Annotated in this window: 19 protein-coding genes and 1 pseudogene; 10 read left to right on the forward strand and 10 right to left on the reverse strand. The window is 66.1% G+C overall.

The window, feature by feature from the left end; genetic code table 11:
- The first annotated feature begins 4 nt into the window (after nucleotides 1–4).
- From tesB to ABD002_RS00500, 4 genes are read left to right on the forward strand one after another with little or no spacing between them, the layout of a single operon-like run.
- Nucleotides 5–877, forward strand: coding sequence for an acyl-CoA thioesterase II (gene tesB, locus ABD002_RS00485; protein WP_343786022.1), 873 nt, complete (start codon nucleotides 5–7; stop codon nucleotides 875–877).
- A 59-nt stretch (nucleotides 878–936) separates the two neighbouring features.
- Nucleotides 937–1,326 (forward strand): hypothetical protein, encoded by a 390-nt coding sequence (locus tag ABD002_RS00490; protein WP_343786024.1) that lies wholly within the window; start codon nucleotides 937–939, stop codon nucleotides 1,324–1,326.
- Nucleotides 1,320–1,556 carry a hypothetical protein gene (locus ABD002_RS00495; protein WP_343786026.1) on the forward strand — a complete coding sequence of 79 codons (237 nt, stop codon included), beginning with the start codon at nucleotides 1,320–1,322 and terminating at the stop codon, nucleotides 1,554–1,556. Before ABD002_RS00490 ends, ABD002_RS00495 begins: the two co-directional genes overlap by 7 nt.
- Nucleotides 1,557–1,565: 9 nt before the next feature.
- Entirely contained in the window at nucleotides 1,566–2,273 is a 708-nt protein-coding gene (locus tag ABD002_RS00500) for an arginyltransferase (protein ID WP_343786028.1), read from the forward strand.
- Between the two features lie 8 nt (nucleotides 2,274–2,281).
- Here the strand turns inward: ABD002_RS00500 and ABD002_RS00505 are convergent, their stop codons facing one another.
- On the reverse strand, nucleotides 2,282–2,548 hold the full coding sequence (locus ABD002_RS00505; RefSeq protein ID WP_343786030.1) for a hypothetical protein: 267 nt from the start codon (nucleotides 2,546–2,548) through the stop codon (nucleotides 2,282–2,284).
- A gap of 33 nt (nucleotides 2,549–2,581) precedes the next feature.
- On the reverse strand, nucleotides 2,582–3,763 hold the full coding sequence (gene purT / locus ABD002_RS00510; protein ID WP_343786032.1) for a formate-dependent phosphoribosylglycinamide formyltransferase: 1,182 nt from the start codon (nucleotides 3,761–3,763) through the stop codon (nucleotides 2,582–2,584).
- A gap of 136 nt (nucleotides 3,764–3,899) precedes the next feature.
- Here purT and ABD002_RS00515 point away from each other — a divergent pair, with 136 nt between their 5' ends.
- On the forward strand, nucleotides 3,900–5,351 hold the full coding sequence (locus tag ABD002_RS00515; RefSeq protein ID WP_343786034.1) for a transglutaminase-like domain-containing protein: 1,452 nt from the start codon (nucleotides 3,900–3,902) through the stop codon (nucleotides 5,349–5,351).
- 96 nt (nucleotides 5,352–5,447) lie between these two features.
- Here ABD002_RS00515 and ABD002_RS00520 read toward each other — a convergent pair whose 3' ends face one another.
- Together ABD002_RS00520 and cysK are read right to left on the reverse strand one after the other, a co-directional pair.
- A complete protein-coding gene (locus ABD002_RS00520) occupies nucleotides 5,448–5,960 on the reverse strand; it encodes a glutaredoxin domain-containing protein (protein ID WP_343786725.1) in 513 nt (170 codons plus the stop codon).
- 9 nt (nucleotides 5,961–5,969) lie between these two features.
- Nucleotides 5,970–6,950, reverse strand: a pseudogene (gene cysK / locus ABD002_RS00525) (cysteine synthase A); the annotation flags it as partial.
- 286 nt (nucleotides 6,951–7,236) lie between these two features.
- Between cysK and ABD002_RS00530 the strand changes: the two are divergent.
- The 5 genes from ABD002_RS00530 to ABD002_RS00550 all read left to right on the forward strand — a co-directional run bounded on the left by ABD002_RS00530 (nucleotide 7,237) and on the right by ABD002_RS00550 (nucleotide 10,382).
- Nucleotides 7,237–8,115: an SPFH domain-containing protein gene (locus ABD002_RS00530; RefSeq protein ID WP_343786035.1), complete on the forward strand. Its 879-nt coding sequence runs from the start codon at nucleotides 7,237–7,239 to the stop codon at nucleotides 8,113–8,115.
- Nucleotide 8,116: 1 nt separating this feature from the next.
- Complete coding sequence (locus ABD002_RS00535; protein WP_343786037.1) at nucleotides 8,117–8,308, forward strand: type II toxin-antitoxin system antitoxin; 192 nt, start codon at nucleotides 8,117–8,119, stop codon at nucleotides 8,306–8,308.
- On the forward strand, nucleotides 8,305–9,069 hold the full coding sequence (locus ABD002_RS00540; RefSeq protein WP_343786039.1) for a CPBP family glutamic-type intramembrane protease: 765 nt from the start codon (nucleotides 8,305–8,307) through the stop codon (nucleotides 9,067–9,069). The genes ABD002_RS00535 and ABD002_RS00540 overlap by 4 nt, the downstream gene beginning before the upstream one ends.
- Nucleotides 9,070–9,160: 91 nt before the next feature.
- Nucleotides 9,161–9,754, forward strand: a complete 594-nt coding sequence (locus ABD002_RS00545) for a DUF3887 domain-containing protein (RefSeq protein ID WP_343786041.1) — start codon at nucleotides 9,161–9,163, stop codon at nucleotides 9,752–9,754.
- Nucleotides 9,755–9,797: 43 nt separating this feature from the next.
- The gene (locus tag ABD002_RS00550; protein ID WP_343786043.1) at nucleotides 9,798–10,382 is read left to right on the forward strand and encodes a M15 family metallopeptidase; all 585 of its coding nucleotides are present in this window, start codon (nucleotides 9,798–9,800) and stop codon (nucleotides 10,380–10,382) included.
- A gap of 100 nt (nucleotides 10,383–10,482) precedes the next feature.
- Here ABD002_RS00550 and ABD002_RS00555 read toward each other — a convergent pair whose 3' ends face one another.
- The 6 genes from ABD002_RS00555 to ABD002_RS00580 all read right to left on the reverse strand — a co-directional run bounded on the left by ABD002_RS00555 (nucleotide 10,483) and on the right by ABD002_RS00580 (nucleotide 18,914).
- Nucleotides 10,483–13,383: a penicillin acylase family protein gene (locus ABD002_RS00555; protein ID WP_343786045.1), complete on the reverse strand. Its 2,901-nt coding sequence runs from the start codon at nucleotides 13,381–13,383 to the stop codon at nucleotides 10,483–10,485.
- Between the two features lie 98 nt (nucleotides 13,384–13,481).
- The gene (locus ABD002_RS00560) at nucleotides 13,482–13,868 is read right to left on the reverse strand and encodes a DUF423 domain-containing protein (protein ID WP_343786047.1); all 387 of its coding nucleotides are present in this window, start codon (nucleotides 13,866–13,868) and stop codon (nucleotides 13,482–13,484) included.
- Between the two features lie 70 nt (nucleotides 13,869–13,938).
- Nucleotides 13,939–15,183 (reverse strand): DUF4340 domain-containing protein, encoded by a 1,245-nt coding sequence (locus ABD002_RS00565; RefSeq protein ID WP_343786049.1) that lies wholly within the window; start codon nucleotides 15,181–15,183, stop codon nucleotides 13,939–13,941.
- Complete coding sequence (locus ABD002_RS00570) at nucleotides 15,180–17,057, reverse strand: Gldg family protein (protein WP_343786051.1); 1,878 nt, start codon at nucleotides 17,055–17,057, stop codon at nucleotides 15,180–15,182. The genes ABD002_RS00565 and ABD002_RS00570 overlap by 4 nt, the downstream gene beginning before the upstream one ends.
- A gap of 14 nt (nucleotides 17,058–17,071) precedes the next feature.
- Nucleotides 17,072–17,806 carry an ABC transporter permease subunit gene (locus ABD002_RS00575; RefSeq protein ID WP_343786053.1) on the reverse strand — a complete coding sequence of 245 codons (735 nt, stop codon included), beginning with the start codon at nucleotides 17,804–17,806 and terminating at the stop codon, nucleotides 17,072–17,074.
- 166 nt (nucleotides 17,807–17,972) lie between these two features.
- Nucleotides 17,973–18,914: an ABC transporter ATP-binding protein gene (locus ABD002_RS00580; protein ID WP_343786055.1), complete on the reverse strand. Its 942-nt coding sequence runs from the start codon at nucleotides 18,912–18,914 to the stop codon at nucleotides 17,973–17,975.
- Nucleotides 18,915–18,937 lie beyond the last annotated feature (23 nt).

The following is an 18,937-nucleotide window of genomic DNA, read 5'->3' on the forward strand; positions in this document are numbered from 1 at the left end:
GCTCATGACCACGCCCCCCGTCGACGAACTGCTCTCCCTGCTCCAGTTGGAACGCCTCGAGGACAACCTGTTCCGGGGCGAGAGCCGCGACATCGGTACGCGCTACGTGTTCGGCGGCCAGGTGCTCGGACAGGCGCTGTCGGCGGCCCAGCAGACCGTCGAGGACGACCGCAGCGCGCATTCGCTGCACGCGTATTTCCTGCGCGCAGGCGACATCGACAAGCCGATCGTGTACACCGTCGAGCGCACGCGCGACGGCGGCAGCTTCTCGATGCGTCGCGTGACCGCGATCCAGCACGGCCAGCCGATCTTCAATTTCGCAGCGTCGTTCCAGGTCGACGAGCCCGGCGTCGAGCACCAGTTGCCGATGCCGGCCGTACCCAAGCCCGAGGACATCGAGCCGACCGCGCCATTGCCGGCCGAGGAACTCGCGAAACTTCCGCCGAAGCTGCAGCGCTGGTTCGGGCGCTCCGGTCCGTTCGAATTCCGCCATGTCTATCCGCGCGACGAGCTCAATCCGCCCAAGCGGCCGCCGTTCCAGCAGGTCTGGTTCCGGTTGAGCCACAAGATCGACGCCAACCCGGCGCTGCATCGCGCACTGCTTGCGTACTCGTCGGATTTCCATCTGATCGGCACGACCATGTTCCCGCACGGCATCTCGTTCCTGCAGCGCAACGTGCAGGTCGCCAGCCTCGACCACGCGATGTGGTTCCATCGCCCGCTGCGCGTCGACGAGTGGCTGCTGTACTCGTGCGACAGCCCGACGGCGCAGGGTGCGCGAGGCCTCGCCCGCGGCATGATCTACAGCGAGGATGGCCGCCTGGTCGCCTCGACCGCGCAGGAAGGGCTGGTACGGCTGCGGCCGGAATCGGCGTGACCCGAACGATCGCGCACATCGGCAGCCGCGGTTTCGCCACGTCCTGCTAAAATCCGCCCATGCGCCAGATCTACACATCACCGCGGATGGAGAACATCCAGCGCGTCGTCGCCTTGATGGCCGAGCACGGCATCGAGACCTCGATCAGCAATCGCCGCGCCTACCAGGGCGCGGACTGGAAGCGCTTCAGCTACACCGCGAAAGGCGACCGCGATTCCTGGCCGCAGGTGTCGGTCGTGCGCTCGGAGGACCAGACCCGCGCGCGGCAGGTGCTGCGCGATGCGGGGCTGGAACCGGCGATCCGCTTTGCCGACGAGCTCGCGGCCTCACGTGGCGTTGGCGATGACAACGGCCGTCGTCGCCTCTCGATGCGCCTGAAACTGGTGATCCTGGCCCTGATTGGCGGCGTCGCCGCGTTGATTGCGATCAGCCAATACCAGCAGTGGTGATTGCGGAACTCCATCCGGCATCGACGTCCGGATTCGTCAGCGAGACGCGCATCTTGCCGATCCTCGCGTTTCAGCCGCATCTTCAGTTTTGCGCGATCCGGCAGAATGCGGCGCGTCGCCTGCGCGGCGCAGGAGAAGAGCTGGCGGGGCTTTGGGGGCACATCGACGCGACGGCGCGGCGAGCGCGCCGCCTCGACGCCGGCAAACACCGCTGCCTCGCGTACGCGTAGAATCCCCCCATGCGTTCGGATGTCGTCCGCCTGTTTCAGACCCTGCCGCACCCGTGCGGCTATTTCAGCGAACGCACCGCACAGAACATCGTCATCGACCCGAGCGCGCCGCAGCTGCCGCAGATCTACGATCTGGCGGTGCAGCGTGGCTACCGCCGCGCCGGTGGCCATGTCTACCATCCGCAGTGCGGCGGCTGCCGTGCCTGCATCGCCTGCCGCGTGCCGGTCGCGCGCTTCCGCGCGGATCGCAGCCAGCGCCGCTGCCTCGCGCGCAACGACGACCTCGTCACGCACGTCATGCCGGCGAGTTACACGGACGAATATTTCTCGCTGTATCGGCGCTATCTGCGTGCGCGCCACCCGGACGGCGGCATGGACGATGCGCGCCCGGAGGACTTCGCACGCTTCCTCTATACCGCCTGGAGTCCGACCCGCTTCATCGAGTTCCGCCAGGGCGACCGCCTGCTCGCGGTCGCGGTGACCGATTTCTGCGCGGCCGGACTTTCAGCCGTCTACACGTTCTTCGACCCGGACGAGGAAGCCCGTGGTCTCGGCACGTTCGCGATCCTCAGCCAGCTGCGTCTCGCGTATGAACAGGCGCTGCCGCACGTCTATCTCGGCTTCTGGATCGATAGCCACCCGAAGATGCACTACAAGACGCGCTACCGGCCGCTCGAGGTGCTGCGCGAAGGCAGCTGGCACGAACTGGAAGCGTAGCCGGCGGTTCAGACAAAGCCGATCTCGTGCTCGCCGTGCATCGACATCACGAGCTTGACCATCGACACCGGCACCATGATCTCCAACTTGAGTGACTCGCCCTGTGGACCCGTGCCAGCCAGAGTCATGCCGAACAGCGGGCCGGACGAATCGATCTCCGCACAGACGATATGCGGGCCGCCGGGCGCGTCGCGCAGGTACGGCTTGATCGCTTCGCCGAGCGCTTCGATCGCTTGGGGGAACAGGAACACGGCGTAGTTCGGTGCGTCGGTCATGTGCGGTCTCTCACTGGATTTCGATAGTGGATGTCACGGTTCGACGCCAAGCTGCGCGGCGGCGCGGATCGCCTTGGCGACCGCCGACTCGATATCGACATCGCGCGCCAGCGTGACCGCCATGCGGCGATGTCCCTGCACTTCCGGCTTGCCAAATAGCCGCAGCATCGTGTCCGGCTCGGCTAGCGCGGCGGCGACGCCGGTGTAGCGCGGGCGATTGCCCTGCCCGCTCGCGAGCACGGCGCACGATGCGGACGGTCCGAGCTGGCGGATCGCCGGGATCGGCAGACCGAGGATCGCGCGCGCATGCAGCGCGAATTCGGAAAGATCCTGCGAGATCAGCGTGACCAGGCCGGTGTCGTGCGGCCGTGGGCTGACCTCGGAAAAGATCACGTCATCGCCCTTGACGAAGAACTCCACGCCGAACACGCCGCGCCCGCCGAGCGCACCGGTAATCGCGGCGGCCTGGCGCTGCGCCTCGGCAAGCGCCTTGTCGCTCATCGCCTGCGGCTGCCAGGATTCGCGGTAGTCGCCCTGTTCCTGGCGATGGCCGATCGGCGCGCAGAAGCGGGTGCCGCCGGCGTGGCGCACGGTTAGCTGAGTGATCTCGTAGTCGAAGTCGACGAAGCCCTCGACGATGCAGCGGCCCTTGCCGGCGCGGCCACCGGACTGCGCGTAGTCCCAGGCCGCATCGACTTCACCGGCGCCGCGAACAGTGCTCTGACCCTTGCCGGAGCTGCTCATGACCGGTTTGATCACGAACGGCAGGCCGATGTCGGCGATCGCCGCATCGTATTCCTCGCGCGTGTCGACGAAGCGGTAGCGCGAGGTCGGCAGGCCGAGTTCCTCGGCCGCGAGACGTCGGATGCCTTCGCGGTCCATCGTGAGCCAGGCCGCACGAGCGGTCGGGATCACGGTCAGGCCCTGCTGTTCCAGTTCGACCAGCGTGGGCGTATGGATCGCCTCGATCTCCGGGACGACGTAGTCGGGTTTCTCGAGCTCAATGACCCGGCGCAGCTCGGCGCCGTCGAGCATGTTGATCACATGCGAACGATGCGCAACCTGCATCGCCGGCGCATTCGCATAGCGGTCCACCGCGATCACCTCGACCGCCAGACGTTGCAGCTCGATCGCGACCTCCTTGCCGAGTTCACCGGAGCCGAGCAGGAGCACGCGGATTGCGGTGTCGGTATGCGGGGTGCCGAACGGTTTCATGCAGGGTTCCGGGAAAAACGGGCCGGCGATTGTAATCGACGCGCCGCTTGGCCGTTCCTGAGGAGCGTCCAACCACGCGCGCGAGCGCCGCCCGCTTTCGCTGGCACAATGCCCTCTCGCTCAACCGGATCCGCACATGCACTTTGTTATTCGAAGGAACGTCTGGCTCGCCGGCCTGCTCGCGCTGCCATTGCTAGCGCACGCCACGCCACTGGAGGACCAGTGGTTCACGGTGCTGCTCGACGGTCGCAAGATCGGCGCGTTCGAATCGAAACGCGAGGTCAAGGGCAGCCAGGTCGTCACCACGCAAGCGCTCGAGCTGGTACTCGACCGCGCCGGTTCGCACGTCGCGCTCGGCAGTACGGAAACCTCGACCGAGACCGCCGACGGCCAGCCACTCGCGTTCCGCAGCCTGTCGCGGCTTTCCGGGAACGAAACCATCGTTGACGGCCGCCTCCGCAATGGCGCAGCCGACATCACCACGCGGAGCAGCGGCGAGACCCGGCAGCGCCGCCTGCCATGGCCGAACGGCGCGCTGCTGCCGGAAGGCCAGCGCCTTGCCGGCCTGCGTGCCGGATTGGCGCCGGGCACGAAATACCGCGCGCTGTCGTTCCAGCCATCCAGCCTCGATGCGGCCGAAGTCGTCAGCGTGGTCGCGGCACCGGAGGAGGTGGATCTGCCCGGTGGGCGCATGCGCCTGTATCCGGTCGAGCAGACCATCGCATTTCCCGGCGCGCCGATGAAGACCCGCGCCTGGGTCGATGCGGACCAGACGATCCACAAGCTGACCATGCCGATCATGGGCGTCGAACTCACCCTGCTCGCCTGCGACCACGCCTGCGCGACTGCGCCGAACCAGGGCACCGACGTGTTCGAGCGCACGCTGATGCCATCGCCGCGGCCGCTGCGCATCGAGGAACTCGCGGGCGCGATGCGCTACACGCTGGCGGCGCGTGACCGCGACGCGAAACTCGCGTTACCCGAGACCGACGAACAGCGTGTCGAGCGCAGGGACGGCGCCGTCGTCGTCACGATCCGGCGCACCGCCGCGGCGCACGCCGAGGCCAAGCCGGATGCCAACGACTACGCACCGAACGACTGGCTGCAGAGCAAGGCGCCGGAGATCGTGCGTCTGGCGCAGCGTGCGGTCGGCGACGCCCGTGCGCCGCGCGAGCGGATGCAGCGCATCGAGGCCTTCGTGCGCGGCTTCATCCGCACCAAGAGCCTCGATGTCGGTTATGCCTCCGCGCTCGAAGTGGCACGCAAGCCGGAAGGCGACTGCACCGAACACGCGGTCCTCGTTGCCGCGCTCGGCCGCGCGCTCGGTATCGCGACGCGGGTCGTCGACGGGCTTGCCTACGCGCCAGGCTTCGCGGGCAAGGACCAGGTCTTCGTTCCGCACGCCTGGGCACAGGCCTTCGTCGATGGCCGCTGGCAGAGCTTCGACGCGGCCCTGCACGGCTTCGACGCCGGCCATATCGCGCTATCGGTCGGCGACGGCGATCCGTGGCGGTTCTATTCCGGCCTCGATCTGCTCGGCCGCATCGAACTGCGCAAGGCCGAATCGATCGCCGAGCCGATCCAGTAAGGGCGACGCGAAGTGATAAGCGATCGATTTGATCGGGAATATTTGCGTTAGGGAAGGTCTGAACAATTCGCCGTCCGCCGGTAGTTCAGCGGTTCCTTAGCGCGGATGCAGCCAGCCGGGTAGCAGACTGTCAGGGTCGACATGAATGCTTTCGTCGACGAGAACGCCGTGCTGCGCGAGGAGCCGCTGCAGCCGGCCGTCCTTGAAAGCGTCGAGGGTTTCGGTCGCCCCGCCGATGAATTCGCCGCCGACGAAGACCTGTGGAATGGTCTTGCTGCCGCTGCGCTCGCGCAGCACGGCGCGAATCTGTCCACCGCGATCGTCGCGCTGGTAAGCGGTCGAATCCAGATCGACTGACCGGTACGGGATCCGGCAGATTGCGAAGAGTTTGCGCACCGCCCAGCAGAACTCGCACCACTCCAACGCGAACATGACGAGCGGCTGTTCCGCGTCGCCAATGACGCGCGCGACAAAATCCGCGACCTCGGCCGATGCGACCGGTTCGGCTGCCGCCGGCGGTTGCTGAACGATGGGCGCTGCCGCGGACGCAGGCGCATCGAAGCGCGCGCTCGGCGTGGAGCGCGAGATCTCGAGTTCTTCCGTCGTCATGTCGACACCAACGCCTTCGAACAGCGGTGTCGTGAGATAACGCTCGCCGGTGTCAGGCAGCATGCACACGATATTCGCGCCGGTGGTGGCGGCTGCGGAAATCTGCAGCGCACCGGCCAGGGTGGCGCCGCCCGAAATACCCGTGAATATGCCCTCGGCACGCGCCAACTCGCGCGCGCAGCGCAGCGCGTCGGCGCCATTGACCGGCACTATCTTGTCGATCAACTTGAGCGCGACCGCGTCCTCGGTCAGCTTCGGAATGAAGTCCGGCGTCCAACCCTGCATCAGGTGCGGGCGAAAACTCGGATGGCTGTCGACGGGGCTGCCATCTGCGCGACGCGCCTGCACGATGCCGCTGCCGAGCGTCGGCGAGTTGTCCGGCTCACACACGACGATTGCCGTCTCCGGGCGCTGCGCCTTCAGCACGCGTGCGACGCCCTTGAGCGTGCCGCCGGTGCCGCAACCGGTGACCCAGTAGTCGAGCCTGTCGTTTTCGAACGCACCGAGAATTTCCAGCGCGGTCGTGCGCGAATGGATATCGGCGTTGGCCTCGTTCTCGAACTGGCGGCACAGAAACCAGCCATGCGCCTGCGCCAATTCCACCGCTTTGGCCAGCATGCCGGTGCCCTTGAGCGCGGCCGGCGTGAGCACGACTCGCGCGCCGAGAAAGCGCATCATCTTGCGCCGCTCGATGCTGAAATTCTCAGCCATCGTCACGACGAGCGGATAGCCCTTGACCGCGCACACCATCGCCAGGCCGATTCCGGTGTTGCCGCTCGTCGCTTCGATCACGGTTTGCCCTGGGCGCAGCGCGCCGCTGCGCTCGGCGTCCTCGATGACGCCGATCGCGAGGCGATCCTTGACCGAGCCCATCGGATTGAAAGCCTCGATCTTGACGAACAGGTTCACCTGCGGCGGGGCAAGCCTCGTCAGTCGAACCAGCGGCGTGTTTCCGATCGTCCCGAGGACGTTGTTGAATTTGGTAGGCAAGAGTGGATTCCTCGCCTGAACGCAGAGAGATTATGCGGCGCCAGTGTGCTTGGACCAAGCGGAATTCCGCTGCCGCGCCACAGGCGGCGCTCGGCCCGAGGCGGACAGTCACGGGCGGCAGCCATTGGGCAAAACCCGGTCATTACCGGGAGCAGCTCCCCGTAACGGTTCGGGTTGCTGGTCGCATCCGATCACGTGAACAGCTGGGCCGACGCCTACCGAGGGCCGACTAGCAAAATGATATCTTTGTGATATCGTATCTCCATTGACACGGGAGATCCGATCCATGAACGAGCGCAACGCGTTTTCGCTGGCCGGCATTCCGGTCGTCCTGATCCTGATCGCCGGCTGGCTGCTGACCGGCTGGTGGCTGGTGACGACACTGGCGACCCCGTCCGAAGCAGGACCTGCACAGATCATCCCGATCGGCCTCGTGTTCGCCCTGCTCGGCTTCCTCAGCAAGGGCTTCTTCCAGGTTCAGCCGAACCAGGGCCAGGTCGCGCAGCTGTTCGGCCGCTATGCCGGCACCGTGCGCGATGCGGGCCTGCGCTGGACCAACCCGTTCTATGCGAAACGCCCGATCAGCCTGCGCGTGCGCAACTTCGAATCCGGCAAACTCAAGGTCAACGACAGCGACGGCAACCCGATCGAGATCGCCGCGATCGTGGTCTGGCAGGTCGTCGACACCGCCGAGGCGGTGTTCTGCGTGGACGACTACGAGAACTTCGTACAGATCCAGTCCGAATCCGCGCTGCGCCAGATGGCGCAGAGCTATCCCTACGACGCGCACGACGACGGCAAGCCCTCGCTGCGCAGCCATGGCGACGTGATCAACAGCCACCTCGCCAACGAGATCCAGCAGCGCCTCGGCAAGGCCGGTGTCAAGGTGACCGAGGCGCGCATCAGCCATCTGGCCTATGCGCAGGAGATCGCGCAGGCGATGCTGCAGCGCCAGCAGGCCGGCGCGATCATCGCGGCGCGCACGCGCATCGTCGAGGGCGCGGTCAGCATGGTCGAGATGGCGCTCGGCGAACTCGGCAAGCGCGGCGTCGTCGATCTCGACAATGAGCGCCGCGCGGCGATGGTCAGCAACCTGCTGGTCGTGCTCTGCGGCGAGCGCGGTACGCAGCCCGTCGTGAACACTGGCACGCTCTACACCGGCTGAGATGGCCGAGAAGAAAGCCTATCCGCTGCGCATCAGCGCACCGGTGCTCGATGCGATGCAGCGCTGGTCGAACGACGAACTGCGTTCGCTCAACGCGCAGATCGAATACGTGCTGCGCGACGCGCTGCGCGCAGCGGGCCGGTTGAAACCGCCGGCCGACGAGACGGACGACGGCGGAGACGATTCCCGATGAACCGCTTCCCGCCGCAGTTGCGCATCGCCCTGCTGCTCGGCGCCGCCGCCGTGCTCGCCACCGCGGCACTGTTCCCCTACCTGCTCGCACTCAAGCCCGGCGCGCTCACGCTGGCGGCGGCAGCGTACGGATTGCCGCCAGCCGCCGTCATCGCCTTGCAATCGCTGCAGAGCGGGGTGATCTATTTCCTGCTCGCCTGGGCCGGCTTGAAGCTCGGAGCGCCGCTCGGCCTGGAGGCCGGATGGCTCGGCGCGTGGTTGTACGGACGCCCGCGGCCTCACGCATCGAACTGGCTGCTCGCGGCGCTGCTGGGTGCGCTCTGCGCCGGAGCTATCCTGGGCGCGATCGCGCTGTTCGGTACTCCGCTCGATCGTCCTGCCGTCGCTGCACGCGATCCAGCTCCGTGGAGGGGGCTGCTCGCCTCGCCCTACGGCGCGATCGTCGAGGAGACCGGCCTGCGCGTATTCGCGATGGGCTGCATCGCCTGGCTGCTCGCACGCATCACGGCCGGCGTACCGCGCACCTGGACGATGCTCGCGGCGATCGTGCTCGCTGCGCTGCTGTTCGGCGTCGGTCACCTGCCGCTGGCCGCGCAGCTGGGCCCGCTGACTGTTGCGGTCATCGCGCGCGTGGTCAGCTACAAAGCATTCGCCGGACTGGTGTTCGGCGCGCTGTACTGGAAACGCGGCCTGGAGCACGCGATGCTCGCGCATTTTTGTGCGGACCTCGGGCTGCACGTGGTAGCGCCTGCGATCACCTGACCATGACGGCAGCGCCCGCTCAGCGCAAATACAGATTCCCGTGCTAGCGTGCCTCGCGGCACCCAATGTTCACGCACCTGGAGGTCGTCTTATGTCGATTCGTCTGCTTGCCCTGGCGCTCGTCGCTGGTGTTTCGCTTGCCCACGCGGCGCCTCCACCGGAATCCGTGCCGCCGACCGAAAAGAACGCGGCCGCTTCCGAGAACGTTGACGTAGACGCCATGGCGCGTGCAAAGGACGTCGACTCGAACACATCCGCCGCCCACGACCGGGCGCCGCCCGCCGGCGCGGCTCCCGGAGGTACCGCCGCACCGGCACCGCGGCCGACGCCCCTGGCCCCGCCGGATGCCGCCCGGCAACGCCTCGCCGCCGGTTGCGAAACGAACGCGACGAGCCTGCTCGATGCCGCAGAGAAAGGCGACTATGCAGCCGCAACGAAGGACTTCGATGCGAAGATGCGCTCGGCGCTGCCCGTACCAAAGTTCAAACAGGCCTGGGAATCGCTGGCGCAGTTCGGCGCGCTGCAGGCGCGCGGGCAATCGCATGCGTCCGAGAACGAAGGCTATGTCGCGATCACGATCCCATTGATCTTCGAGAGAGCGAACCTGTATGCGCAGGTTGCCTGCGGCAGTGACGGCTTGATCGCCGGCTTCTACGTCAAACCGCTGGCGGTACCGGGTTCGTGAGCGGACATAGGGCGATCGTTCGTTGCTGCCAGAAGGCCGATGCGTGAACGAAGCATTGCCCGAGCCGCCCCGCCGCTGCGACGCGCTTGCGCTCCACACGATCCTGCGCGAAACACGCGCGCTCGGCGTGCCGGCCGACTATGCCCGCTCACGCAACGTGCGCGCGGTTCGCGAGCCGCGCGAACTCGCATACATCGGCCGCGACGTCCATGATCGAGCGCAGTGGCTGACGCCGCGCGCGGCGCGCGCATTTGCGCGCATGCACACGGCAGCCATCGCATCCGGCATCGAGTTGCAACTGGTTTCCGCGTTCCGTTCGGCCGAGTACCAGCTCGGCATCCTCAAGCGCAAGCTCGAGCGCGGCCAGTCGATCGTCGAAATCCTGCGTGTCAGCGCGGCGCCTGGCTACAGCGAGCATCACAGCGGCCGAGCGCTCGACCTGACCGCGCCCGGTTACGCGGCGCTCGAGGAGGAATTCGAGCACTCGCCCGCATTCGCGTGGCTGCGCGAACACGCGCGGCGGTTCGGCTTCGCGCTTTCGTATCCGCGCGGGAACCCGCACGGGATTGCGTACGAGCCCTGGCACTGGTGTTGGCATTCGCCGCGAAAGGCGCTCCGGCGCCCCTGAGAAGCGCACGGCCCATCGATGCCATACATCGATGTTGCCCCGCCCCCTCACCCCAACCCTCTCCCCCAACATGAAGACGTTGGGGGAGAGGGAGTCGATTTTATTGCGGTGTGAAGGTCAGCGTCGATCCGCTCTGCGAGATCGCCACCGATGCCGCGATCGGCAACGCGTGGTACTGGTTGGTCAGCCACAGCGGCAGCTGGTCCGCATAGAACGGGCTGCCGATCACCGCGGAATTGCCGCCGGGGATCACCTCGTTCGCGGCGATCGCCGGCAGCATCTCGCCAACGAAGCGCCGCGCCGAACCGGACCCGAACATGAAGTCGTTCGCGCCGATCGCTCGCAGGCCATGGTCGCCGACGTTGACGGTCTGCCAGGCGCCACCGCGCGCCATCCCCGGCAGACCTGACGCGAGATCCATGTAGCCGTACGGACTGGTCGCGCCGTTCTGTCCCGGGATGCTGAACGGGCCGCCGAGCGGATGGTCGAACACGATGCGGTGCAACTGGCCCCAGCGGTAGTCAGCGAGGTTCGTCGAGCCACCAAATGCGGGAGTCAGCGCGGTGCTCGCGAGTCGGTCGAGCGCCTGCCCGAGGCTGGACAAAAGCACGTAGTCGCGCGCGGCCGCCGCGTTCGGTGCACCCGCCGGCACGCTGGCCGGATGGAAGAATGCGATGCCCGATGCACCCTTGCCCTGCAGCCCGGTGAAATTGTCGAGCATGAACTTGAAGCCGGTGAACGCGTCGCTGTCACCGGGCAGGTAGTTCTGCAGACCCACCTTGGTCAGGCTCGCGTCGATCGTGTTCTGCAATGCATAGCTGCGCCACATCGCCCACAGGGTCGCGGCGACGCTGGCGTCGGCTTCGGCCTGGGTCGGCGTGGGCAGCGCGAGCGGGTTGTCGCCGGGATCGTAGCCCTGCTGGATGCCGGTCGGTGTCGAGAAGTCCCAGGCTTGCAGGCGCGTGATCGCGGCGCCGATGCGCGGGTCGGTGGCGAGCGCGGCCAACGGTTGCCATGCGCCGCCCGCCGTCGCGTTGCCGTAGGCGGCGAGCAGGTACGGCAACACGAGCTCCGCATCGAGCGCCTGCGTGTTCGCCTGCAAAGCCTGCATGTCGGCCACTGTGATCTTGTGTCCACTCGCGATGTAACCCTGGATCACGCGGTCTATGCGGCCCATGCGGAACGCGTCCGCGCCGCCCCAGTCGAGGTAGTAGATGCCGCCGCCCTGGCGATGCATGCCGAGCGGATTGTTGCCGAGCGAGAAGCCGATCGGATCGTTGTTCGCGTTCGCGAAATAGCCTTGCGACGGGTTGATCACGAACGGCATCTCGTCGGCTCGCAGGATCTCGAACGGCGTCGCCTGGTTCGGCTGTGGGTTCTGCACTGGCAGCCAGTCGTGCTGGAGTGCGCCGGAACCGTCGCGGATCAGGAACGGCGGAATGCCGCCGCCCGGTGCATTCTGCGTCTGCAGGTCGGTGCGGATCGGCGCCTCGGCGCTGGTGAAGTAGGCGATGTTGCCGTCGACGTCGGCGTACGCGAAGTTCTGCGAGCCGAAATCGAAATACGTGAGTGCGGTCTGGAAGTCGCTCAGGTTCGCCGCGCGGTTGATGCGGCGGAACGACTCGATCTCCTGCGTCGGGCCCCAACCCGTATACGCGATCGACAGGCCCTTGCCGCTGGCCGCATCGATCTGCACCAACGGGCCGTCGTTGCGACGCGGGATGATCACGGTGATCGCGCCGTTCGTGTAGCCGATCGAGTTGTCGCGCACGACATGGTCCGGCGTGCCGTCGAGTTGGTTCACGTAGAAGCTCTGGAATACCCACTGCACCGGTTCCTGTACGCCGTCATGCACGATCGCGACCGGCAGGCCATAGCTGTCGAATGCGAGGGTTTCCTGGAACACGTCGGTGACGTCGAGCGAGTTGGTTGTCGTGCCCCAGCACACGCGCTGGTTGCAGCCCTGGATCACGCCGGGCGCGCCGGGCACGGTCACGCCGGTGACGTCCAACGGCGAGGCATAACGGCTGTCGGTGGAGTACAGATGCTGCTCGGTGAACACCGGCGGCAGGGAGAGGCTCAGGTGAGGGTCGTTGGAAAGGATCGGTTTGCCCGACGCGGTCAACGCGCCGCTGACCACCCATTCGTTGCTGCCGATCGGCGTGTCGCGGCCGGCCAGCGCCTTCGCGAGCAGCGGGTTGCCTTGCACCTTGTCACGGTAGGCGCTCGCCAGTTTCAGCGTGACAGGATCGATGCGGCCGGGCATCGTTGCAGGGGCGCTCTTCGCAAGCGCCTGCGTCGTCACCACGCCGCCAGGCTGGAAACCCGGCACGGTGACGCGATTGTCAGCGGGAGCGGAACGGCGCACGTCGCCGAAGAACAGTTTGGTGCCGTCGAAACCGGCCGCGGCGCCGGCCTTCTGGTACGCACCGAGTCGCAGTGTCGGGCCGATGTCGAGATCGAACGAGAGCTGGAACGCGAGTCCCTTGCCGACCGCAACCGAATCGACCGGCGTCCACGCATCGGCCTTGGTGATGTCCAGAACGCCGTATTCGGGCGGCAACGGATTCGTCGCCAGCCAGTCGTTCACACCGGCCGCATAGGCGGCCAGCCATCCGCGCGTGTCATCGGACATCGCGGCCCAGCTCTTCTCGGCCGCACGGCGCAGGCCGAGTGTGCGCGCCTGCACGTCGTTGCCGAGCTGTGACGGACCGACCAGCGCGGCCAGGGTTCCGCTGACTTGGCGTCTCGTCAGATCCATCTCGAAGAAGCGGTATTGCGCGTGCGCATAGCCCTGCAGGAATGCGACGTCGTTGTCGCTGGAGGCCTGGATGGTCGGCATGCCACGGGCATCGTAGGAGATCTTGCCCGATGCGGTCAGGCCGGGGGCTGGGAGAGTCTGCGCGACGACTGGCGCAGTCGATACGAGGGCGAGCGAAACAGTCAGCGAAAGCGAGGACAGCGCGGCGCCGCAGCGGCGCGCGAAGAGCGTGCGCGACATGGTTTTCCTCCGGGTGGATAACACTCCGCAACGAAAACGAACGTCTGTTCGAGTCGCGCGATTATGCGACCGGTGTCACAACCCCGGAAGGAAAATCGTCATTGCGGCGCAGCATCGCGCCCTGCGTGCACGGCAAGCGCAAGCCAGCCGATGATGAGGGCGATGCCACCGAGCGGCGTGACCGCGCCAATCCAGCGCGGGGCACCCAATGCGAGTGCGTACAAGCTGCCGCAGAACAGAACGATGCCGACGACGAACGCGAGCGTCGCGACACGCAGTGCCGTCGTGATGCGGAAGCACGCGAGCACACCGACCGCAAGCAGCGCCAGCGCATGCCAGAACTGGTAATCGACGGCGGTGTGCCAGGTCACGAGCGCACGTTCGTCGAGCACGCCGAGCAGCGCATGCGCACCGAATGCACCGAGCGCGACCGCGGTCGCGCCGGCCAGCGCAGCGGCGAGCATCGGAAACGTTGATGACTTCATCGTCGTGGCAGGATCTGGGGCCCTCTCCCCCCAACGATGGAACCGTTGGGGAGAGGGAATCTCAACACCTCTATTGACCGGCCTTGGTCGTTTTCCTGGTTGCCGCGTTCTTCGCTCCCTCAGCCGGTTTCTTCTCCTCGAGCGGCTTCAACAGATCGTCGATCGACTTGTCGATATTCGCGTACTTGTACGCGGGCAGCACAAAGGTCCAGCCGTTGAAGTGCGCGTTGAGGTCGGCGACTTCCTTGTTCAACGACGCGAGTCGATCCTCGCGATCCTTGACCGGATCGCTGACCGCGAGCGGCTTGACCGGCGCTTCGGCGATACTCTTGTCATCCTTCTTCGCGGACGCCGCGGCGGCAGCGGCGGTCTCGAACTCAGCCTTCGCCTTCGCCTGCGCGACGGCAATGCCCTTGTCGGCCCGCGCCGCGTCGAGCGAGGCGACGAACTGTGCCTCGTCCTTGCCATCCCTTTCCCACACGGTCACATCGACGACCAGACCATCGAACGTCGCATAGCGCGCCTTCAGCGCCTTGTCGCCGGCAGTGGCGTCCTTCGCCGGCACGACGTCGTCGAACCGCATGCCGCCCAACGTGGACGCGAGACCGTTCGCGGAGAATTCCGAGCCGGCCTCGCGGCCTTTCGGGATATCGGCGACCTTGAAGTTGGCATCGCCTTCGGCGTCTTTGGCGACGCGCACGCTCTTGCCATCCGCATGCGCGATCGTGGCCGACGCGATGCGGTTCGCCGCGATGTCGACGAGATCCTTCTTCAACCAGTCGGCCGCGCTCTTCTCGACGGTCAGCGTACCCGAGGCAAGCCAGCTCTGCGCATCGCCGGCACGGCGCACGAACGTGCCGGCGCCACGCGGGTTCGTGCTGCCGACGATCAGCTTCAGCGGTTGTGCGAATCCGTCGAGTTCGACCTGCAGGCCCTTCGCGTCCTTCGTCGCGACGTCCTCGACACCGAGTGCCGCGTATTTGTCCTTGTTCGCGGTCTTCTGTTCGAGCAGCTTTGCGTCCGCCAGCTTGAGCAGGAATTCGCGCAGCTTGCCGGTGTCAGCCGCATAGCCGCCCTTCTCCGCGAGACCCCAGCCATTTGCGCCGCGTTCGAGCGTCGCCAGCACCTTGTTGTCGGCACCGGTCACGACGATCTTGCTGACATCATTGACGTGGTCGCGCAGCTCCGGTGCGAGCCAGGCGGTCTTCTCGCCCGCGTTCTCGCTGCGCGGCTTGTTCGTCTGGTTGAGCACGACCGCCGCGACCAGTGCGACGAGCGCGGCGACACCGAGTCCGATCAGGGTTTTCTTGTTCATGCGCGGGCTCCTTGCGCATGGCGCCGACGCTGGTTGCGCCACCACGCAAATGCAAGCGCGGCCAGCGTGACCAGGATCGGCATCAGCGCGATGTTGACGATCTTCAGACGGGTTCCGAGCGACTCGATCTCGGCATCGAGCTGGCGGCGCACCTGGCGCAGCTCCTTGCGGATCTCGAGCTTGCGCTTGAGGAAATTGTCGAGCTCGGCCTTCTGCTCCGGCGACAGGATCTGCGCCTGGTCCTTGCTCTTCGCGCTCTGCAGTTCGGTCAGCTTGCGCTCGGTATCGGAGAGTTCCTTCTGCAACTCCTGCTCCTTCGCGCGGAAGCGTGCGTCGGCGCTGCGCTTGAGCGCCTCGACCGTGGTGAACGGACGCTGCGAGGTCGCGCGGCCGCGGATCGAGATCAGGTCGCTGGAACCGGCCATGTTGTCCAGCGCATTGACCGCGAAATCACCGTTGTTGGCGAACGCATTCATGATCTGCTGGCCGAAGAACGGCCGGATCTGCACCCACAGGCGGTCGCTGAGGAGATCGGTGTCGGCGACCAGCACGACCTGCCCCTCGCCCTTCGATTCGGCCAGCGAACCGGCGTCCTTGCGCTCCGGGAATGCGGTCTTGAACTTGCCGGTCAGCCGCGCCGCGATCACGAACGGCGTGCCGGCCGGCTTGTAGCCTTCAAGCAGCGCGCTCGGATCGGCGAGCATGCGCGGGCGGTCGCTCGGCACGCTCTCCGCATCGGACGTAGTCTGAATCAACGGGATCAGCTTCTCGTCCTTCGCATCCTTCGACAATTCGAAGAAGCCCGCGGACGACACGTTGATGCTGTCGAGGTTCGCGGTGACCACGTCGTCATGGTTGAGGTCGGCCTGGGTCAGGCCGAGGATGCCCGGGTGGCGCACCGGCGGCTGGCCTTCGCCGAGGCTGATCGGCAACGCTCGCGCGCGGTCGAGCACGACCTTGTGCGGGTCGTACTCGATGCCCCAGGCCTTGAACAACTTGGGCAGGTCCGAGGACTTGTCGGCCATCATCGCGGCCATCGGATTGTTCGGATCGGCGCCGCTGTCGTCCAGCTCCGCGCTCGGATCGACGAACGCGAGCAGGTGGCCACCACGCAACACGAACTGGTCGATCGCGTACTGTGCATCGTCGCTGAGATTCTTCGGATGCACGACCACGAGCACGCCGATGTCCTTGTCGACCGCTTTCAGCGTCGCCGCATCGACCTGGCGCATGTCGAACAGCTGCGCCCACTGCTGGTCGATCGCCCAAGGCTGGCGCATCTGCCGCGTCGCCGGATCGAAACCGGCCGCGATCGGCAGGCTCGACAACAGGCCGACGACCGGCTTCTTCGGCGTCTCCAGTTCGTGGATCAGCTTCGCGACGTCGTATTCGAGGAACGATTCCTTGTCCGGCTGCAGGAACGGAATCACCGCCTGCCCGTTCGTCGAATTGGTGCCGGCGAGGCCGAAGAACACCTTGTCGCCGGCGGCCGATACAGGCACCGACTGCAGGCCGAAGCTCGTCGCGCGGTCCTCGTCCTCGGAGAACGGCAACGGGTCGATCACCTGCAGCTTGAGCTTGCCGCCCGAGCGCGAGGCCATTTCCTGCAGCATCTCGCGAACGCGCGTGAAGTAGGTGCGCAACTGCGGCAGGTCCTGCGTGGCCTTGTCGGAATAGAACAGGTACAGGTTGATCGGCTCGTCGATCGATTTGATGATGTTCCTGGTGCCGTCGGACAGCGTGTACAGATGGCTCTGCGTGAGGTCGGCCCGCGCACCGCGGAACACGACGTTCACGAGCAGCATCACCGTGACGAACAGCACGGCCAGCACGATCAGTGCGGTTCCGGAAAGCGCCTTGCGATTGAATGTCATCGTCGGATCCCTCCTCAGGCCGCTTTCTTCATGTCGATGACGACCGCCGTTGCGTACAGCCAGACGCCGATCATCAGCACGAAATAGATCAGGTCACGCAGGTCGATCACGCCCTTGCTGATCGACGCGAAATGCGTGAGGAAACTCAGGCCTGCGATCGCGTCGACCACGCCCTGCGGCGCAACCGCGCGGAAGGAGTCGAGCACCAGCGGAAAGCCGGCGAGCAGCAGCAGGAAGCAGGTGACCACGGTCAGGATGAACGCGACGACCTGGTTGCGCGTCGAGGCCGAGATGCACGAACCGATCGCGAGGAACGCGCCGGCCATCAGCAGCGAGCCGAGATAACTCGCGAAGATCACGCCGTTGTCCGGGTCGCCGAGATAGTTGACGGTCAGCCAGATCGGGAACGTCAGCACCAGCGCGATCGCGATGAACGCCCACGCGGCGAGGAACTTGCCGAACACCGCCTGCCACATCGTCACGGGCAAGGTCAGCAGCAACTCGACCGTTCCGCTCTTGCGCTCCTCGGCCCACAGCCGCATCGACACCGCAGGCACCAGGAACAGGTACAGCCACGGATGGAAATTGAAGAACGGCTGCAGGTCGGCCTGGCCGCGCTCGTAGAAGTTCCCGAGATAGAACGTGAACGCACCCGACAGCAGCAGGAAGATCACGATGAACACATACGCGACCGGCGTCGCGAAGTAGCTGCGCAGTTCGCGCCTGAAGATGGTCAACGTACCGCTCATGTCCGGTCCTCCTTGCCGGCAAGAAACATGAGCGGATTCGCGAAGACCGTTCGCCCTGAGGTATCGAAGGGCGAACCCACGACCGCGTCACGTCCATTCATGCTTCGACACCTCAGCACGAACGGATGGGAAGGTTGCGCGAGTATCGGGAGAACCGAGAGGAAGCTCATGTCCGCGCCTCCTTGCCGACCGCGCCCTGCGTGATCGTGCGGAACACCTCGTCGAGACGGCCCGGCTCCAGCGCGAGTTCGCGCACCGTGACGCCCTGCGCCTTCAACGCATCCCCGACCGCGACGAAGATCGAGCGGCCCGGTTTCGGGAACGCGGTGATGCGGTTGTCCTGCGGATCGACCTCGATCGCCGCGATGTCGGCGACGCGCGCCAACGCGTCCTTGGCTTCCTGCAGGTTCGCGGCGGTCAGCGACACCGCTTGGTGATAGCGCGAGCGCGCCTCCAATTCGGCCGGTGTCGCATCGGCGAGGATGCGTCCGGCCGCGATGATGATCGCGCGATCACATACCGCGTGGACTTCCTCGAGCAGATGCGTCGAGATGATGATCGTCTTGTCGCGCGCCATCGAGTTGATCAAGGTGCGCACTTCCTGCTTCTGGTTCGGGTCGAGGCCGTCGGTCGGCTCGTCGAGGATCAGCACCTTCGGGTCGTGCAGGATCGCGCCGGCGAGTCCGACGCGGCGCCTGAATCCCTTGGAGAGCGTGTCGATGGGCTGTTCGAGCACGCGGTCCAGATGCAGTCGCTCGATCGCGTCGTCGAGGCGCTTGTAGCGCAGATCGCCCTTGAGCTCGCGCACATCGGCGATGAACTCGAGGAATTCACGCACGTTCATCTCGCCGTAGCTCGGTGCGCCTTCCGGCAGGTAACCGAGCGCGCGCTTCGCTTCGAGCGGCTGCGTCTCGACGTCGAAACCCGCGACCGTCGCACCGCCCGAAGTCGGCGCGAGAAAGCCCGCGAGCATCTTCATCGTTGTCGATTTGCCGGCGCCGTTGGGGCCGAGAAAGCCGAGCACCTGACCGGGCTCGACCCTGAAACAGATGCGATCCACGGCAGTGAGATCGCCGTAGCGCTTGGTGATCTGTCGGGTTTCGATCATCGTCGTCTATGCACCTTTCCAGA

The sequence above is a fragment of the Dokdonella soli genome, assembly GCF_039523175.1.
Taxonomy (GTDB): domain Bacteria; phylum Pseudomonadota; class Gammaproteobacteria; order Xanthomonadales; family Rhodanobacteraceae; genus Dokdonella_A; species Dokdonella_A soli.

What these genes read in the sequence shown, in the direction of transcription:
- ABD002_RS00535 (WP_343786037.1), top strand. Translation starts at nt 8,117, where the DNA reads ATGGCCGAGAAGAAAGCCTATCCGCTGCGCATCAGCGCACCGGTGCTC.
- ABD002_RS00520 (WP_343786725.1), bottom strand. Translation starts at nt 5,960, where the DNA reads ATGACGACGGAAGAACTCGAGATCTCGCGCTCCACGCCGAGCGCGCGC.
- ABD002_RS00575 (WP_343786053.1), bottom strand. Translation starts at nt 17,806, where the DNA reads ATGAGCGGTACGTTGACCATCTTCAGGCGCGAACTGCGCAGCTACTTC.
- purT (WP_343786032.1), bottom strand. Translation starts at nt 3,763, where the DNA reads ATGAAACCGTTCGGCACCCCGCATACCGACACCGCAATCCGCGTGCTC.
- ABD002_RS00515 (WP_343786034.1), top strand. Translation starts at nt 3,900, where the DNA reads ATGCACTTTGTTATTCGAAGGAACGTCTGGCTCGCCGGCCTGCTCGCG.
- ABD002_RS00545 (WP_343786041.1), top strand. Translation starts at nt 9,161, where the DNA reads ATGTCGATTCGTCTGCTTGCCCTGGCGCTCGTCGCTGGTGTTTCGCTT.
- tesB (WP_343786022.1), top strand. Translation starts at nt 5, where the DNA reads ATGACCACGCCCCCCGTCGACGAACTGCTCTCCCTGCTCCAGTTGGAA.
- ABD002_RS00490 (WP_343786024.1), top strand. Translation starts at nt 937, where the DNA reads ATGCGCCAGATCTACACATCACCGCGGATGGAGAACATCCAGCGCGTC.
- ABD002_RS00555 (WP_343786045.1), bottom strand. Translation starts at nt 13,383, where the DNA reads ATGTCGCGCACGCTCTTCGCGCGCCGCTGCGGCGCCGCGCTGTCCTCG.
- ABD002_RS00580 (WP_343786055.1), bottom strand. Translation starts at nt 18,914, where the DNA reads ATGATCGAAACCCGACAGATCACCAAGCGCTACGGCGATCTCACTGCC.
- ABD002_RS00530 (WP_343786035.1), top strand. Translation starts at nt 7,237, where the DNA reads ATGAACGAGCGCAACGCGTTTTCGCTGGCCGGCATTCCGGTCGTCCTG.
- ABD002_RS00560 (WP_343786047.1), bottom strand. Translation starts at nt 13,868, where the DNA reads ATGAAGTCATCAACGTTTCCGATGCTCGCCGCTGCGCTGGCCGGCGCG.
- ABD002_RS00570 (WP_343786051.1), bottom strand. Translation starts at nt 17,057, where the DNA reads ATGACATTCAATCGCAAGGCGCTTTCCGGAACCGCACTGATCGTGCTG.
- ABD002_RS00565 (WP_343786049.1), bottom strand. Translation starts at nt 15,183, where the DNA reads ATGAACAAGAAAACCCTGATCGGACTCGGTGTCGCCGCGCTCGTCGCA.
- ABD002_RS00505 (WP_343786030.1), bottom strand. Translation starts at nt 2,548, where the DNA reads ATGACCGACGCACCGAACTACGCCGTGTTCCTGTTCCCCCAAGCGATC.
- ABD002_RS00540 (WP_343786039.1), top strand. Translation starts at nt 8,305, where the DNA reads ATGAACCGCTTCCCGCCGCAGTTGCGCATCGCCCTGCTGCTCGGCGCC.
- ABD002_RS00500 (WP_343786028.1), top strand. Translation starts at nt 1,566, where the DNA reads ATGCGTTCGGATGTCGTCCGCCTGTTTCAGACCCTGCCGCACCCGTGC.